The sequence below is a fragment of the Rhodococcus sp. 852002-51564_SCH6189132-a genome, from assembly GCF_001665495.1.
Lineage (GTDB): Bacteria > Actinomycetota > Actinomycetes > Mycobacteriales > Mycobacteriaceae > Rhodococcus > Rhodococcus pyridinivorans.
Genome location: NZ_LZMJ01000059.1, coordinates 1 through 16,763, shown reverse-complemented (window position 1 = coordinate 16,763; position 16,763 = coordinate 1). Strand labels below are relative to the sequence as shown.

The following is a 16,763-nucleotide window of genomic DNA, read 5'->3' as shown; positions in this document are numbered from 1 at the left end:
AGTGCTCTGGCACGTCGGATCGCCGACGCGCCGGGCTCACTGGACTATCCCTACTGGGTGAAGGCCGACCTCGCCGTCGACGACGGTGTCGCTCGCGATCGAGCGCTACTACCGCGAGCGCGGGGAGGATCTGCCCTCGGAGTACGCGGCGGTACCCGTGGCGCTCGGCGGTCACCGTCCTGGCCCCGGCACGGGACGACCTCCGTCCCGACCGCGACATCGACCGGTACGTCGAGTTGCTCGACCAGGTTTTCGCCGAGGTGTCGGCCGCGGTGGGCCGCGCGGGTGCCGGCCGGCGCTGAACCCGATCGTGGTTCGGCGGCAGAAGTCGGCTCTGATAGGCTGGACCGTCGGTGCGCGCTGCGGTTCGCGGTGGCCGTACCGGGCGGACTCCGGTCCGTCTACCGTCACGCGGACGTCAGTTGTACAGGAGTGACCCAGTGGCTCTGACCACCGAACAGAAGAAGCAGATCCTCGGCGAGTACGGCCTCCACGAGACCGACACCGGCTCCCCCGAGGCGCAGGTGGCACTGCTCACCAAGCGCATCGTGGACCTCACCGAGCACCTCAAGCAGCACAAGCACGACCACCACTCCCGCCGCGGCCTGCTGCTGCTGGTCGGTCGTCGTCGCCGCCTGCTGAAGTACGTCGAGAAGGTCGACGTCGAGCGTTACCGCTCGCTCATCCAGCGTCTGGGTCTGCGTCGCTGACGCGGACAGGACACGACCTGATCTGCATTCGCTGATCTTTTCCGGCAGCCGACGGGGTACCCACTACACTGGGCCTCGTTGGCTGTCGGTGTTTGTGCCGGTTCGGCCGGCGACTTCCATCGCCTCCAATGGTGATGATCCGTATGCACCGACGGTGTCGGTCCTCGGTAGTGACCTTCCGGTCCCGTCGGGTGTCGTATCCCGAATCCGCCGGAGGGTTTCGATCGACGACCGCCTCCGTGAGTCGGTGCGCAGCCGTGGCCACGGGGGTCGCGGCGCCCGCGCGGGTACGGCGAAGACGAAGAGGGAAGAGAAGACATACAGATGACAAGCACTACCGCAGTCGAGATCGACGAAGGGGTCTACGAGACCACCGCAACGCTCGACAACGGTGCCTACGGCACCCGCACCATCCGTTTCGAGACCGGCCGCCTCGCACGCCAGGCCGCCGGTTCGGTCGTCGCCTATCTCGACGACGAGACCATGCTGCTTTCGGCCACCAGCGCCTCGAAGCAGCCCAAGGACCAGTTCGACTTCTTCCCGTTGACGGTGGACGTCGAGGAGCGCATGTACGCCGCGGGTCGCATCCCCGGCTCGTTCTTCCGTCGGGAGGGACGCCCCTCCACCGACGCGATCCTGACCTGCCGTCTGATCGACCGGCCGCTGCGCCCGTCCTTCGTCGACGGTCTGCGCAACGAGATCCAGGTCGTCGTCACGGTTCTGAGCCTGAACCCGAACGACCTCTACGACGTCGTCGCGATCAACGCCGCGTCGGCCTCCACCCAGCTCGCCGGCCTGCCGTTCTCCGGCCCGGTCGGTGGCGTGCGTGTCGCGCTCATCGTCTCCGACGACAACAAGTCGGGCCAGTGGGTCGCGTTCCCGACCGTCGAGCAGCTCGAGAACGCCGTCTTCGACATGGTCGTCGCCGGTCGCATCGTCGGTGGGGGAGACAACCCCGACACCGCGGACGTCGCGATCATGATGGTCGAGGCCGAGGCGACCGAGAACGTCATCGCGCTCGTCGACGGTGGTGCGCAGGCACCGACCGAGACGATCGTCGCCGAGGGCCTCGAGGCCGCCAAGCCGTTCATCGCGCGCCTGTGCATCGCACAGCAGCAGCTCGCCGCCGCCTCGGCCAAGCCGACCGGCGACTTCCCGCTGTTCCCGGCCTACCAGGACGACGTCTACGCCGCGGTCGAGGCCGCCGCGGGGGAGAAGCTCGCCGAGGCGCTCACTATCGCCGGCAAGCAGGAGCGCGACGATCGCACCGACGAGATCAAGGTCGAGGTGCTCGAGCAGGTCGCCCCGAACTTCGAGGGTCGCGAGAAGGAGATCGGCGCAGCCTTCCGCTCGCTCACCAAGAAGCTCGTGCGCCAGCGCATCCTGCGCGACCAGTTTCGCATCGACGGCCGCGGTGTCACCGACATCCGTGCGCTCTCGGCCGAGGTCGCCGTGGTGCCGCGCGCTCACGGTTCGGCGCTGTTCGAGCGTGGCGAGACCCAGATCATGGGTGTCACCACGCTCGACATGGTGAAGATGGCGCAGCAGGTCGACTCGCTCGGCCCCGAGACCAGCAAGCGCTACATGCACCACTACAACTTCCCGCCGTACTCCACCGGTGAGACCGGTCGTGTGGGCTCCCCGAAGCGTCGCGAGATCGGCCACGGTGCCCTCGCAGAGCGCGCGCTCATCCCGGTTCTGCCGAGCCAGGAGGAGTTCCCCTACGCGATCCGTCAGGTATCCGAGGCCCTGAGCTCCAACGGCTCGACCTCGATGGGTTCGGTGTGCGCCTCGACCCTGTCGATGCTCAACGCCGGTGTGCCGCTGAAGGCCCCCGTCGCGGGCATCGCGATGGGCCTGGTCTCCGACGAGATCGAGCTCGAGGACGGTACCCGCGAGACCCGCTACGTCGCCCTCACCGACATCCTCGGTGCGGAGGACGCGTTCGGCGACATGGACTTCAAGGTCGCCGGCACGAAGGACTTCGTGACCGCCCTGCAGCTCGACACCAAGCTCGACGGTATCCCGTCGCAGGTCCTCGCCGGTGCGCTCTCGCAGGCCCACGATGCCCGCGCCACGATCCTCGAGGTCATGGCCGAGGCCATCGACACGCCCGACGAGATGAGCGAGTTCGCTCCGCGAATCACCACCATCAAGGTCCCGATGGACAAGATCGGTGAGGTCATCGGCCCCAAGGGCAAGATGATCAACTCGATCACCGAGGAGACCGGCGCCAACATCTCCATCGAAGATGACGGCACCGTCTACGTCGGTGCAGCGGACGGCCCGTCCGCGCAGGCCGCGATCGACAAGATCAACGCCATCGCCAACCCGCAGCTGCCGAAGGTCGGCGAGCGCTTCCTCGGCACCGTGGTCAAGACCACGGCGTTCGGAGCGTTCGTCTCCCTGCTCCCCGGCCGCGACGGCCTGGTGCACATCAGCAAGCTCGGCAACGGCAAGCGCATCGCCAAGGTCGAGGACGTCGTGAACGTCGGTTCGAAGATCCGCGTCGAGATCGCCGACATCGACAACCGCGGCAAGATCAGCCTCGTCCCCGTCGAGGACGAGTCGGCCGAGGCTGCTGCGACCGGCGAGAACGCCGAGTCCTGATCACCCCACCCGCCTGCCGGTTCCCGGTGGGCGCGTGAGCCCCGCACCCGTGGCGCCCGACATCCGGGCGGGCACCACGGGTGCGGCGTTTCCGGCAGACCATGGTTACCGGGGTGCAACGGCCGGATGTCATCCGGGTGAGGTTCCGCCGAACCGGGTCCGGACCGCGCCCGGGAATGGTTCCCTGAGTATGTGAGAACGGGCATGCAGGCGGATCTCGGGTGGTTGCGCGGAGCGAATCTGGCTCTGGCAACCTGGGTGTCCGCCATCAACTTCTGGGCCTGGAACATGATCGGGCCGCTGTCGACGACCTACGCCACCGACATGTCGCTCAGCAGCACGGAAGCGTCGATGTTGGTGGCCACGCCGATCCTCGTGGGCTCCCTCGGCCGCATCGCGGTCGGGGCGATGACGGACCGGTACGGCGGACGGGCGATGTTCATCGCCGTCTCGCTGTCGTCGATCGTTCCCGTCGTCGCGGTCGGATTCGCCGCCGAGGCCGGCTCCTATCCGCTGCTCCTGGTCTGCGGGTTCTTCCTCGGCATCGCCGGCACGATCTTCGCGGTCGGGATCCCGTTCGCCAACAACTGGTACGAACCCGCCCGCCGCGGCTTCGCGACCGGCGTGTTCGGGGCGGGCATGGTGGGCACGGCCCTGTCGGCCTTCTTCACCCCGCGTTTCGTGAACTGGTTCGGGCTGGTGCCCACCCACATCGTCGTGGCGGCCGCCCTCGCCGTGACCGCCGTGGTGTGCATCCTGGTGATGCGCAATGCTCCCGATTTCCGTCCCAACACCGACCCGGTGCTGCCCAAACTGACAGCCGCGGCGAAACTCGGTGTGACCTGGGAGATGTCGTTCCTGTACGCGGTCGTGTTCGGCGGATTCGTGGCGTTCAGCAACTATCTGCCCACCTACATCAAGACGATCTACGGCTTCTCCGCCGTCGACGCCGGTACGCGCACGGCGGGTTTCGCGCTCGCCGCCGTCCTCGCCCGGCCCGTGGGCGGAGCGCTGTCGGACCGGGTGCCGCCGAAATACGTGGTCCTGGCCTCGTTCACCGGCACCGCCGTGATGGCGGTGATCGCGACCTTCCAGCCCCCGCCCGACCTGTGGTCGGCGCTGACGTTCATCACAATGGCGATCTTCCTCGGCATCGGCACCGGCGGTGTCTTCGCGTGGGTGGCGCGCCGCGCCCCGGCGCACACAGTGGGCAGTGTCACCGGCATCGTCGCCGCTGCCGGTGGGCTCGGCGGCTACTTCCCGCCACTGGTGATGGGCGCGACCTACGACGCCGAAGGCAACGACTACACCGTCGGTCTGCTCCTGCTCGCGGCGACGGCACTGGTGTGCCTGTTCTACACCGCATTTCGGCTGCACGCCCATGAACCGCCCCCTGTCGCACGATCCGGAACCCGCGACGTACGTGAGGAGAAGCCGTGACGGACACCGCCGGAGTCGGGAACCGGATCGAGGAACTGCTCGTGCGCAGCGGACGGTTCTTCACCTCCGGCGAGCAGTCCGACGACACACGCACGGTCACGCGGCGCGGTGGCCGCGAGGGCGACATCTTCTACCGGGACCGCTGGAGCCACGACAAGGTCGTCCGCTCGACCCACGGGGTGAACTGCACCGGCTCGTGCTCGTGGAAGATCTACGTCAAGGACGGCATCATCACCTGGGAGACCCAGGAAACCGACTATCCGACAGTCGGTCCCGACCGTCCTGAGTACGAACCGCGTGGATGCCCGCGCGGCGCGGCCTTCTCCTGGTACACCTACTCGCCGACGCGCGTGCGCTATCCGTACGCGCGCGGGCTGCTCGTCGAGATGTACCGGGAGGCGCGGCAGCGACTCGGCGATCCGGTGCTCGCCTGGGCCGACGTCCAGAACGATCCCGAACGGCGCCGCCGCTACCAGCGTGCCCGCGGCAAGGGCGGACTGGTGCGCGTCACGTGGGCCGAGGCCACCGAGATGATCGCCGCCGCGCACGTCCACACCATCAAGGAGTACGGACCCGACCGGGTGGCCGGCTTCTCGCCGATCCCCGCCATGTCGATGGTCTCCTTCGCCGCCGGATCCCGGTTCGTCGAACTGCTCGGCGGCGTGATGACGTCGTTCTACGACTGGTACGCCGACCTACCGGTGGCGTCGCCGCAGGTCTTCGGCGATCAGACCGACGTACCCGAGTCCGGGGACTGGTGGGACGCCTCCTACCTGATGATGTGGGGTTCGAACGTGCCCGTCACCCGCACCCCGGACGCGCACTGGATGACGGAGGTCCGCTACCGCGGCACCAAGGTCGTCTCGGTGAGTCCGGACTACGCCGACAACACCAAGTTCGCCGACGAGTGGATGGCGTGCGCGGCCGGTACCGACGGTGCCCTGGCGATGGCGATGGGCCACGTGCTCCTCACCGAGTTCTATGTGCGGCAGCGCGTGCCGTTCTTCGTCGACTACGTGCGCCGGTACACCGACCTGCCCTTCCTCGTGCGGGTCGAGGAACGCGACGGAAGGCTCGTGCCGGGCAAGAACCTCACCGCCGCCGATCTCGGGCACAGCGTCGAGAACGCGGCCTTCAAACCGGTCTTCGTCGACGGTGCGACCGACACCGTCGTCGTACCCCCGGGCTCCCTCGGCTTCCGCTACGGCGACGACGGCATCGGAAAGTGGAATCTCGAACTCGGCGACCTCGTCCCGACATTGACGGTCGCGCCCCGCGGCGGGGGAGCGGGCGAGACCGCGGCGGTGTACCTGCCGAGCTTCGACACCGTCGACGGGCACGGTGAAAGCATCGAACGGGGCGTGCCGGTCCGTCGGATCGGGGACCACCTCGTGTGCACCGTCTTCGACCTGATGCTCGCGCAGTACGGGGTGAACCGTCCGGAGCTCGACCTGCCCGGGCAGTGGCCGAGCGGGTACGACGACCCGGGCTCGCCGTACACCCCGGCCTGGCAGGAGGCCCTCACCGGGGTGCCCGCGGCCCAGGCGATCCGGATCGCGACGGAGTTCGCACGCAACGCCGAGGAGTCGGGCGGGCGTTCGATGATCATCATGGGGGCCGGCATCTGCCAGTGGTTCCACGGCGACGCGACCTATCGCGCCGTACTTGCGCTGCTCATGCTCACCGGCTGCATGGGACGCAACGGAGGCGGGTGGGCGCACTACGTCGGCCAGGAGAAGTGCCGTCCCGTCACGGGATGGGCGGCCATGGCGATGGGGACGGACTGGTCTCGCCCACCTCGCCAGATGGCCGGCACCTCCTACTGGTACGTGCACACCGACCAGTGGCGCTACGACGGTTACCGTGCCGACGCGCTGGCCAGTCCGCTGGGACGAGGTCGTTTCCGCGACAAGCACACGATGGACGTCATGGCGTCCGCGGTCGCCATGGGCTGGACACCCTTCTATCCCCAGTTCGACCGCAACACCCACGAGATTGCCGAACAGGCACGGGCGGCGGGACGGGAGATCCCGCAGCACGTCGCGCAGCAACTCGCCTCGGGTGAACTGAAACTGTCGGTGACCGACCCCGACGACCCGCGGAACTGGCCGCGCGTGCTCAGCGTGTGGCGGTCGAACCTGCTCGGCTCGTCCAGCAAGGGCAACGAGTATTTCCTGCGGCACCTGCTCGGCACCGATTCCAACGTGCAGGCCGAGCCGACGGCCCCCGGCCTGCGGCCCGGTGAGGTGGCGTGGCCCGACGACCTGCCCGAAGGAAAACTCGACCTGCTCATGTCGATCGACTTCCGCATGACCTCGACAACGTTGTTCTCCGACATCGTCCTGCCCGCCGCGACCTGGTACGAGAAGGGCGACCTGTCGAGCACCGACATGCACCCCTACATCCACGCGTTCACCGCAGCGGTCGATCCGCCCTGGGAAACCCGTTCGGACTACGACGCTTTCGGCGCCATCGCACAGACCTTCAGCACCCTCGCCCGGACCCACCTGGGAACCCGCACCGACATCGTGATGGGGACACTGCAGCACGACACGCCCGCAGCGATGGCGTATCCGTCCGGCACCGAGCGGGACTGGCGCTCGACCGGCGAGGTGCCGGTTCCGGGGAGGACGATGGGTCCGCTCACCGTCGTCGAACGGGACTACGGTGCGATCGCGGAGAAGTGGGCGACGCTCGGTCCGCTCGTCGAGTCCCTCGGGTTGAACACCAAGGGCGTCGTGACCCGGCCGGACCGTGAGGTCGCCGAACTGGCACAGAGATTCGGCGTGATGGATTCCGGTGCCGGACAGGGACGTCCGGCGATCACCACCGCCGAACGCATGGCCGACACGATCCTCGCGCTGTCGGGCACGTCCAACGGCAGGCTCGCCGTCGAGGGTTTCCGTGAACTGGAGAAACGCACCGGACGGCGACTCGTGCACCTCGCGGAGGGCAGCGAGGAACGGCGGATCACCTACGCCGACACCCAGGCCCGTCCCGTACCGGTCATCACGAGCCCGGAATGGTCGGGGAGCGAAACGGGAGGTCGCCGGTACGCGCCGTTCACGATGAACATCGAGGAGCTGAAACCGTTCCACACGTTGACGGGCCGGATGCACTTCTACGTCGACCACGACTGGCTCGAAGAGCTCGGGGAGCAGCTCCCGGTCTACCGGCCCCCACTCGACATGTCGCGGTTGTTCGGCGAGCAGGCGGTCGGCTCCGGCGACGGTGTCGGTCTGACGGTGAGATACCTGACCCCGCACTCGAAGTGGTCGATCCACTCGGAATATCAGGACAACCTGTTCATGCTGTCGCTGTCCCGGGGTGGGCCGACGATGTGGATGTCGCCGGCCGACGCCGCAAAGATCTCGGTGAGCGACAACGACTGGGTCGAGGCCGTCAACCGCAACGGTGTCGTGGTGTGCCGGGCGATCGTCTCGCACCGGATGCCCGAAGGGGTGGTGTTCGTCTACCACGCCCAGGACCGCGTCATCGATGTCCCGCGCAGCGAGACCACCGGACGCCGCGGCGGCATCCACAATTCGCTGACCCGCATCCTCATCAAGCCGAGCCACCTGGCCGGTGGATACGCGCAGACGGCCTACGCGTTCAACTATCTCGGCCCGACGGGCAACCAGCGCGACGAGGTGACGATCGTGCGTCGCCGATCCCAGGAGGTCGTCTACTGATGTGTGAGCAGGAAGTGAGGCGATCGTGAAGGTCATGGCACAACTCGCGATGGTGATGAACCTCGACAAGTGCATTGGATGCCACACCTGCTCGGTGACCTGCAAACAGGCGTGGACCAACCGGTCGGGCACCGAGTACGTGTGGTTCAACAACGTCGAAACCCGCCCGGGCCAGGGCTATCCGCGCACCTACGAGGACCAGGAACGCTGGCGCGGTGGCTGGGTCCGGGATACCAAGGGACGGCTGCGTCTCCGCGACGGTGGACGCCTCGCGAAACTCGCCCGCATCTTCTCGAACCCGAAGATGCCGTCGATCCACGACTACTACGAACCGTGGACCTACGACTACGACAACCTGACGAACGCCCCGCTCGGCGACCACGTCCCGGTGGCCTCGCCGCGCAGCCTCATCTCCGGTGAACCGATGAAGGTGGAATGGTCGGCGAACTGGGACGACAACCTCGGTGGCTCACCGGCGATCGTGCCCGACGACCCGATCCTGAAGAAGGTCGGCGACCGGATCAAGCTCGAGTTCGAGCAGACCTTCATGTTCTACCTGCCGCGGATCTGCGAGCACTGCCTCAACCCGTCGTGTGTGGCGTCGTGTCCGTCCGGCGCGATGTACAAGCGGTCGGAGGACGGCATCGTCCTCGTCGACCAGGACCGGTGCCGCGGCTGGCGGATGTGCGTGTCCGGATGCCCGTACAAGAAGGTGTACTTCAACCACAAGACCGGGAAGGCCGAGAAGTGCACCTTCTGCTACCCGCGGGTCGAGGTGGGGCTGCCGACCGTGTGTTCGGAGACATGCGTGGGCAGGCTCCGGTACATCGGTCTGGTCCTCTACGACGTCGATCGGGTCCTGGAGGCGGCATCGGTGGAGAACGACACCGACCTGTACGAGGCGCAACGCGGCCTGCTGCTCGACCCCCGTGACCCCGAGGTGATCGCCGGCGCCCGCGCCGAGGGCATCTCCGACGAGTGGATCGAGGCCGCGCAACGGTCCCCGGTCTACGACCTGATCAGCACGTACCGGGTCGCGTTGCCGCTGCATCCGGAATACCGGACGATGCCGATGGTCTGGTACGTGCCACCGCTGTCACCGGTCGTCGACGCCGTCAGCCGGGAGGGACACGACGGCGAGGACATCGGCAACCTGTTCGGCGCCCTCGACGCCCTGCGCATCCCCATCGCGTACCTCGCGGAACTGTTCACCGCCGGGGACACCGCGACGGTCGAGGCGGTGTTGCGACGACTCGCCGCGATGCGCTCCTACATGCGCGACATCAATCTCGGCCGCGAGACCCGCCCCGAGATCCCCGAGGCCGTCGGCATGACCGAGGAACGGATCTACGAGATGTACCGGCTCCTCGCGCTCGCCAAGTACGACGAGCGGTACGTCATCCCGACCGCCTACGCGGCCGAAGGACATCGGCTCGAGGAGTCGGCGACGGACTGCGCGCTGTCCTACGAAGGTGGCCCCGGCATGTACGAGTCGGGTCCGTTCGGGGAGGCCAGCGGCGTCCCGGTCCCGGTGGCGGTCGAGACCTTCCACGCCCTCGCACAGCGGCAGACCAGTGAGGGGATGGCGGCGAACGCGTCGAACCCGTCGCGGGTGAACCTCCTGAACTGGGACGGCAAGGGCGTACCGACGGGCATGTTCCCGGGCGGTCACGACACGAGGGGGGAGAAGCAATGAGACTGCTGCGTCCACGGCGCGCCGGCGTCGATCGCGCCCTGCACCGTCGCCTCGTCCGTCAGGCCGCGTCGCTGCTGCTCGCCTATCCCGACGCCGGACACGCCGGACGGCTGGACGTCGCCGGGCAGCTCGTCGACCACATCACCGGTCCCGAGCAGGACATGCTGGGGACGGCGATCCGCGCACTGGACGAACCGGATCTGCTCGTCCTGGCCCAGCGGTACGTCGAGACCTTCGACCTGCGGCGACGCTCGACGATGTACCTGACCTACTGGACCGCGGGCGACACCCGGAATCGCGGCGCCGAGATGCACGCCTTCGCGAGTGCCTACCGCGCCTCGGGCGTCGAGCCGCCCGCCCACGAATCACCCGACCATCTGCCGGTCGTCCTCGAATTCGCGGCCACCGTGGATCCCGCCGCGGGCGAGGAACTCCTCACCCGGTATCGGGTGGCCCTCGACGTGCTGCACACCTCCCTGCACGAGGCCGGCTCGCCGTACGCGCAGGTCGTCGCAGCCGTGTGCGCGACGCTCCCGCCGGTCACCGACCGGGACGAGGAACGGGCCCGGCGCCTCGCGCAGGCGGGACCGCCCCGAGAGTCGATCGGTCTGCAGCCCTTCACCCTGACGGTGCCGCCCCGGCGAGGAGTTCCGGAATCATGAGTGCAGGAGAGATCTTCTGGGACGTGGTGCCGTACGTGACGCTCGCGATCGTCGCGGTGGGGACCTGGTGGCGGTACCGATACGACAAGTTCGGATGGACCACCCGTTCGTCCCAGCTGTACGAGGCGCGGTTGCTGCGCATCGCGAGCCCCATGTTCCACTTCGGGATCCTGGTCGTGATCGTCGGCCACGTCATCGGCCTGGTGATCCCGCAGTCGTGGACCGACGCCGTGGGATTGAGTCAGCACGCCTATCATGTGCAGGCCATCACGCTCGGCACGATCGCGGGTGTCTCGACGCTCGTCGGCATCTCCCTGCTCGTGTATCGCCGTCGCACCAGCGGTCCCGTCTTCAGCGCCACCACTCTCAACGACAAGGTCATGTATGTCGTGCTCGTCGCCGCGATCGTGGCGGGTCTCGCCACCACGCTGATGGGGTCGGGTGTCGTGGGCGAGGAACACAACTACCGGGAGACCGTCTCGCCGTGGTTCCGGTCGATCTGGGTCCTGCAACCCCGCGGCGACCTGATGGTGGAGGCGCCGTTCAGCTTCCAGCTGCACGCGCTGATCGGCCTCGTGCTCTTCGCGATATGGCCGTTCACCCGCCTAGTCCACGCCTTCAGTGCCCCCGTCGGATACCTGTTCCGGCCGTACATCGTCTACCGCAGCCGCGAGGAGGCACGTCCCGGCCGGCTCGTGGGTTCGCAACCGCAACGACGGGGGTGGTGAGCGCGACCGATGGTGGGGGACAGTCCCGGTGTACTGTGAAATGTTCCGCGCCCTCCGACCTTGTCAGGACCACCGAAGATCCCCATGGCTTCCAGTTCCCACGTGAAGAACGACGCTTCGACCCCCGCACCCGTCGCGGCCACCGGCGTCCGCCGCTCGGTCCTTCCCGGGGGAGTGCGGGTCGTCACCGAGCACGTCCCGGGAGTGCGCTCGGCGGCCGTCGGCGTGTGGGTCGGTGTCGGATCCCGCGACGAACAACCGTCGGTCGCAGGCGCCGCCCACTTCCTCGAGCACCTGCTGTTCAAGGCGACCCCGACGCGTACCGCTCTCGACATCGCCGAGACGATGGACGGGATCGGGGGAGAGCTCAACGCGTTCACCAGCAAGGAACACACCTGCTTCTACGCGCACGTGCTCGACGACGACCTGCCGATCGCCGTCGACGTCGTCGCAGACGTCGTCCTGCGCGGCCGGTGCCTGAGCGCGGACGTCGACGTCGAGCGTCAGGTGGTGCTCGAGGAGATCGCGATGCGCGACGACGATCCGGAGGATCTGCTCGGCGACTCGCTGCTCACCGCGCTGTACGGCGATCACCCCATCGGCCGGCCGATCATCGGATCCGTCGAGTCGATCGAGTCCATGACCCGGACCCAGCTGCACTCGTTCCATGTGCGCCGCTACACCCCGCCGCGGATGGTCGTCGCGGTCGCCGGCAACGTCGACCACGCGCACACCGTCGAACTGGTCCGCCGCGCCTTCGCCGGTCACCTGGACGACGCGGCCACCCCTGCGCCCTGCCGCGACGGACGGCTCGAACTGCGCACTGCGCCGACGATGAGCATCGTCGAGCGCGACAACGAGCAGGCGCACCTGACGCTCGGCGTGCGGTCCTTCGGTCGGCACGACGGGCGTCGCTGGGCGCTGTCGGTGCTCAACGCAGCCATCGGCGGTGGGCTGAGTTCGCGCCTGTTCCAGGAGGTGCGCGAGAAGCGGGGCCTGGCCTACTCGGTGTACTCCGGCACCGACACCTTCGCCGACACCGGCGCCTTCTCCGTGTACGCGGGCTGCCAGCCCGACAATCTCGGTGAGGTCGCCGCGGTGGTCCGTGAGGTGCTCACCGACGTGGCCGAACACGGCATCACCGACGCGGAATGCGCTCGCGCAAAGGGGTCGCTGCGCGGCGGTCTCGTGCTCGGACTCGAGGACACCGGGGCGCGCATGCACCGGATCGGCCGCAGCGAACTGAGCTACGGGCAGCACTGGGGCATCACTGAGACCCTCGAACGCATCTCGTCGGTGTCCACCGAGGAGGTGCGCAGCGTGGCAGCCGACCTGCTGCACCGGCCGTTCGCGGTCGCCGTCGCCGGCCCCTACCGGCGCACGCGTGATCTTCCGGCGTCGGTGCGCGCGCTCGTGTCCTGAATCGTCCTCAGCTGAGCCAGTCGGCTCCGGAGGCGTCCGATGTCGTGCGCGACGGGTCCCACCGCGGCAGCGAGTTCCGACGCCGCGACCTCCGAGACGAACACGACCCGCACGTCGCGGTCGTGGAGCACATCCACGAGATTGGCGAACCGCTGCGCGGGTTCGCGACCCACGGTCGTCAGATCCGGGATCTTGTCGACGACCCAGAACAAGTGGTCCGCCGCGAGCGCCAGATAGTCGGCCGGAGCCGTGGGATGCCCGCAGAGATCGCGGAAATCGAACCAGAGACAGTCCTTCTCGGCCCGTAGGGCGCGGAGTGGACGCCCCGCCGGGCGCAGAACCCGATGTTCAACCGGTGCCGGCCGCTCGAGACCGAGCCGTCGTAGCTGCGGATCGGACGGGGAGACGGCCCAGATCCCCGATGCGAATCCCTTCGCATGGTCGGAGCCGAGCCGGTGGTCGCGCGGACCGTCCAGAGCGACGATGGTCGCGCTCCGCTCGACGAGCTCGATCGTCGGGACGAAGCCGTCGTGGAAGAGCGGGTTGGGGAGCAGGTCGCGTGGAGGATAGTTCGAGGTCAGGACGAGACGCGTGCGGCGAGCGAGCAGTGCGGGGAACAGCCGGGCGACGAACGTGCCGTCCGCCGGATCGTGGACGTGGAATTCGTCGAAGCACACGAGTTCGGCGCGGCCGATCAGGTGATCGAGTGCGGCGTCGAGATCGAAGCGGTGCCGTCGCAGCTCGACGTGCAGGTCGCGGAAGAACTCGTGGAAGTGGACGCGCAGCTTGTTCCGTCCGGGATAGGCCGAGAAGTACACGTCGGCGAGCCAGCTCTTGCCGCGTCCGGGTGGGCCCCACAGGTAGACGTTCGGGCGCTCGGGATGACACAGCTGTTCGACAGCGTCGTGTTGCGCGGGATCGAGCACGAACCCCCGGCTGCGCGAGGCGTCCTCGAAGACCGTGCGGGGGACGGGGTTCGACGAGGCGGTGTTCGGCGACATGCGGTTTCTGCGTCGGCGCAACCTCACGGCCGTTACTCTATCATCGTAGAGTGACGACTTCACCCGAACGTCCCTCCCGGCGCACGGCCATCAGCGATGCCGCCCTCGAACTCGCCGCGCGCGGTGGCAACCACGCGGTGACGCACACGGGCGTCGACGTGCACCTCGGCCTGCCGAAGGGATCGACCTCCTACTACTTCCGCACCCGCCACGCGCTCGTCTCGGCTGCGATCACCCGCCTCGCCGAACGGTCGCGCGCGGATTTCGCCGCGCTGTTCGACGACACGACCGGCGACCCGAGCCCTCCTGCCGACCTGATCGCGCGCTATCTCGAACGCCTGCTCACTGTGCGTCGCACCGATGTGCTGGCTCGCTACGCGCTCGCGCCCGACGCGCGCCTCGAACCGGAGGCTGCCGAGGCGCTCGCGGCCTGCATGTTCTCGATCTCCGCGGCCACCGATCTCGTGCGGGAGCTCGGTGCGCCGGACCCCGAGACCGCGGGGCGCGATCTGGTGACCGTGCTCGAAGGAGTTCTGTTCGACCGCACCCACGGCGCTCGTGCCCATACATCCTCGGATTCGGACACGGCGTGCGTCGACGAGATCCGTTCGGCGGTCGCTCTGTGGCTCGACGCGCTCTGCGCGCAGCAGTAGGTGGCGTTCGACCCGCTCGGGACGTCTACGGGTGGTTGCGTAGGATTTCCGGGGGAGACGGCAACGAAAGGGCGTGACGACGCAAGTGGATGCAACAAAGGTTCGGGTGGGTGTACTCGGTGCTGCCGGCAAGGTCGGCCAGGCGATCTGCGCCGCCGTCGACGCCGCGTCCGATCTCGAGCTCGTCGCCACCGTCGACAAGGGCGACAGCCTCGACGCCTTCGTGAACTCGCAGACCCAGGTGGTCGTCGACTTCACCCACCCCGACGTCGTCATGGACAACCTGCACTTCCTCGTCGAGAACGGCATCCACGCCGTGGTCGGAACCACCGGCTTCGACGACGAGCGCCTCGACCGGGTGCGGAGCTGGCTCGCCGACCGCCCCGAGGTGGGCGTGCTCATCGCGCCGAACTTCGCGATCGGTGCCGTGCTGTCGATGCGCTTCGCTCAGGCCGCCGCCCGGTTCTTCGATTCCGTCGAGGTGATCGAGCTGCACCATCCGAACAAGGCCGACGCCCCGTCCGGCACCGCCTACCGCACCGCCCGTCTGATCGCGCAGGCCCGCGCCGAGGCCGGTGTGGCTCCGAGCCCGGACGCCACCACCACCGAACTCGACGGTGCGCGCGGCGGTGACGTCGACGGTGTCCGCGTGCACTCCGTGCGTCTCGCCGGCCTCGTCGCTCACCAGGAGGTGCTGCTCGGCACCCAGGGCGAGACCCTCACCATTCGGCACGACTCGATCGACCGTTCCTCCTTCGCTCCCGGCGTGCTGCTCGGTGTGCGGGAGATCGGTAAGCGACCGGGTCTGACCGTCGGAATCGATCCCCTCCTCGACCTGTGAGAACCGGCTCGCTCAAGGTCCTCGTCCCCATTGCGTTCATCGTGGTGGCGCTGGGGTTCTACTTCGTTCTGCTCGGCTCCACCGGCCTGGAACTGGCCCGGTCCGGTGAGGTCGCGGCGATCGGTCTCGGGATCGGCATCCTCATTCTCCCGATCGTGGGAGCCTGGATCGTCTACGCGACCCTCCGCGCAGGGCTGCAGCATCAGCACCTCGCGCGGCGGATCCACGACGAAGGCCTCGAACTCGACATCGACGATCTGCCTCGCATGCCGTCGGGCCGGATCGAGCGGGACGCCGCCGACGAACTGTTCGCGACCGTGAAGCAGGAATGGGAAGCCGACCCCGACAACTGGCGCAACTCCTACCGGCTCGCACGCGCCTACGACTATGCGGGCGACCGCAGTCGTGCGCGGGAGACGATGCGCCGAGCCGTTGCGCTCGAGAAGCTCGAACGGGACGGCCACGCCGGTTCCTGAACCGGCGAGCGGCTTTGACAACCTCGAGATGGTGCAGCAGCCTGCTGATGTGACGGACGAGGCTGTGGAAGACCGGGCAGGGTCGGGCGAGGCAGGGCGCGAGGACGGATCCCGCACAGTGCTGGTGGTGCATCACACCCCCTCGCCGCCGACTCGCGAGATCCTCGAAGCCGTCCTGGAGGGAGCGCGGGACCCGGAGATCACGGGTGTCACCGTCCGGGTGGTCCCCGCGCTGGGCGCCACGGTGCCCGATGTGCTGGCCGCCGACGGCTTCCTGTTCGGCACGACAGCCAATTTCGGTTACATGTCGGGTGCGCTCAAGCACTTCTTCGACACGGTCTACTACCCGTGTCTCGATGCCGTGGCCGGCCGTCCCTACGGTCTGTGGGTGCACGGGAACAACGACACCGCCGGCGCTGTGGCGTCGGTTCGGCGCTTGACCACCGGGTTGGGTCTCGTGCAGGCTGCTGCCGATCTCGAGATCACCGGACCGGTCGACGCGAAGGTACGCGAGCAGTGCTACGAGCTCGGCGCCATCGTCGCGGCGACCGCGGCCGGTGACATCTGACGTCAGCGGAAGTTCTTCTCCGTGAACGACTTGAGGCCCTTTCCGGCGGTTTCGAGGGCCATCTTCTCGGCGCGCCGCACGAGGAATCCGGGGATGGGGACCTTCGGATCGATGGTCAGTGAGAACTCGGCCGTCGTGCCGGATCCCTTGGCGGTGAGGGTGTAGGCGCCGTCCTGCTGGCGCTGCTGGCTGCTCTCCACCAGGGTCCACGACATCGACCCGTCGCCGTTCCAGGAGTACTCGACGACCTGCTCGTCGGTGATG

The 16,763-nt window shown here is 68.1% G+C and carries 13 protein-coding genes and 1 pseudogene; 12 read left to right on the top strand and 2 right to left on the bottom strand.

Going from position 1 to position 16,763, the window contains the following annotated elements; genetic code table 11:
* The first annotated feature begins 440 nt into the window (after window positions 1–440).
* The 8 genes from rpsO to A5767_RS14065 all read left to right on the top strand — a co-directional run bounded on the left by rpsO (window position 441) and on the right by A5767_RS14065 (window position 12,960).
* Complete coding sequence (gene rpsO, locus A5767_RS14100) at window positions 441–710, top strand: 30S ribosomal protein S15 (RefSeq protein ID WP_006551263.1); 270 nt, start codon at window positions 441–443, stop codon at window positions 708–710.
* A 324-nt stretch (window positions 711–1,034) separates the two neighbouring features.
* A complete protein-coding gene (locus A5767_RS14095) occupies window positions 1,035–3,320 on the top strand; it encodes a polyribonucleotide nucleotidyltransferase (RefSeq protein ID WP_006551262.1) in 2,286 nt (761 codons plus the stop codon).
* 204 nt (window positions 3,321–3,524) lie between these two features.
* Window positions 3,525–4,760, top strand: a complete 1,236-nt coding sequence (locus tag A5767_RS14090; RefSeq protein WP_064852535.1) for a nitrate/nitrite transporter — start codon at window positions 3,525–3,527, stop codon at window positions 4,758–4,760.
* Complete coding sequence (locus A5767_RS14085; protein WP_064852534.1) at window positions 4,757–8,452, top strand: nitrate reductase subunit alpha; 3,696 nt, start codon at window positions 4,757–4,759, stop codon at window positions 8,450–8,452. The genes A5767_RS14090 and A5767_RS14085 overlap by 4 nt, the downstream gene beginning before the upstream one ends.
* Before the next feature lie 25 nt (window positions 8,453–8,477).
* Window positions 8,478–10,148 carry a nitrate reductase subunit beta gene (gene narH, locus A5767_RS14080; protein ID WP_064060416.1) on the top strand — a complete coding sequence of 557 codons (1,671 nt, stop codon included), beginning with the start codon at window positions 8,478–8,480 and terminating at the stop codon, window positions 10,146–10,148.
* A complete protein-coding gene (gene narJ / locus A5767_RS14075; RefSeq protein WP_064852533.1) occupies window positions 10,145–10,810 on the top strand; it encodes a nitrate reductase molybdenum cofactor assembly chaperone in 666 nt (221 codons plus the stop codon). The genes narH and narJ overlap by 4 nt, the downstream gene beginning before the upstream one ends.
* Window positions 10,807–11,538: a respiratory nitrate reductase subunit gamma gene (gene narI, locus A5767_RS14070; RefSeq protein WP_064060418.1), complete on the top strand. Its 732-nt coding sequence runs from the start codon at window positions 10,807–10,809 to the stop codon at window positions 11,536–11,538. The genes narJ and narI overlap by 4 nt, the downstream gene beginning before the upstream one ends.
* Window positions 11,539–11,622: 84 nt before the next feature.
* Window positions 11,623–12,960 (top strand): M16 family metallopeptidase, encoded by a 1,338-nt coding sequence (locus A5767_RS14065; protein ID WP_064852532.1) that lies wholly within the window; start codon window positions 11,623–11,625, stop codon window positions 12,958–12,960.
* Here the strand turns inward: A5767_RS14065 and zapE are convergent.
* A complete protein-coding gene (zapE, locus tag A5767_RS14060; protein ID WP_024100669.1) occupies window positions 12,909–13,988 on the bottom strand; it encodes a cell division protein ZapE in 1,080 nt (359 codons plus the stop codon). The genes A5767_RS14065 and zapE overlap by 52 nt on opposite strands.
* 23 nt (window positions 13,989–14,011) lie before the next feature.
* Between zapE and A5767_RS14055 the strand changes: the two genes are divergently transcribed.
* From A5767_RS14055 to A5767_RS14040, 4 genes are all read left to right on the top strand, one after another.
* Entirely contained in the window at window positions 14,012–14,614 is a 603-nt protein-coding gene (locus A5767_RS14055; protein WP_019289157.1) for a TetR/AcrR family transcriptional regulator, read from the top strand.
* 85 nt (window positions 14,615–14,699) lie between these two features.
* Window positions 14,700–15,455, top strand: a complete 756-nt coding sequence (gene dapB, locus A5767_RS14050; protein ID WP_170318494.1) for a 4-hydroxy-tetrahydrodipicolinate reductase — start codon at window positions 14,700–14,702, stop codon at window positions 15,453–15,455.
* A complete protein-coding gene (locus tag A5767_RS14045; RefSeq protein WP_064852531.1) occupies window positions 15,452–15,931 on the top strand; it encodes a hypothetical protein in 480 nt (159 codons plus the stop codon). Before dapB ends, A5767_RS14045 begins: the two co-directional genes overlap by 4 nt.
* 64 nt (window positions 15,932–15,995) lie before the next feature.
* Window positions 15,996–16,499 carry a flavodoxin family protein gene (locus tag A5767_RS14040; protein ID WP_006551251.1) on the top strand — a complete coding sequence of 168 codons (504 nt, stop codon included), beginning with the start codon at window positions 15,996–15,998 and terminating at the stop codon, window positions 16,497–16,499.
* Window positions 16,500–16,501: 2 nt separating this feature from the next.
* On the opposite strand, the pseudogene A5767_RS14035 reads toward A5767_RS14040, so the two are convergent.
* Window positions 16,502–16,763 (bottom strand): annotated as a pseudogene (locus A5767_RS14035) (SRPBCC family protein); the annotation flags it as partial.

What these genes read in the sequence shown, in the direction of transcription:
- A5767_RS14095 (WP_006551262.1), top strand. Translation starts at nt 1,035, where the DNA reads ATGACAAGCACTACCGCAGTCGAGATCGACGAAGGGGTCTACGAGACC.
- A5767_RS14090 (WP_064852535.1), top strand. Translation starts at nt 3,525, where the DNA reads ATGCAGGCGGATCTCGGGTGGTTGCGCGGAGCGAATCTGGCTCTGGCA.
- narJ (WP_064852533.1), top strand. Translation starts at nt 10,145, where the DNA reads ATGAGACTGCTGCGTCCACGGCGCGCCGGCGTCGATCGCGCCCTGCAC.
- narI (WP_064060418.1), top strand. Translation starts at nt 10,807, where the DNA reads ATGAGTGCAGGAGAGATCTTCTGGGACGTGGTGCCGTACGTGACGCTC.
- A5767_RS14065 (WP_064852532.1), top strand. Translation starts at nt 11,623, where the DNA reads ATGGCTTCCAGTTCCCACGTGAAGAACGACGCTTCGACCCCCGCACCC.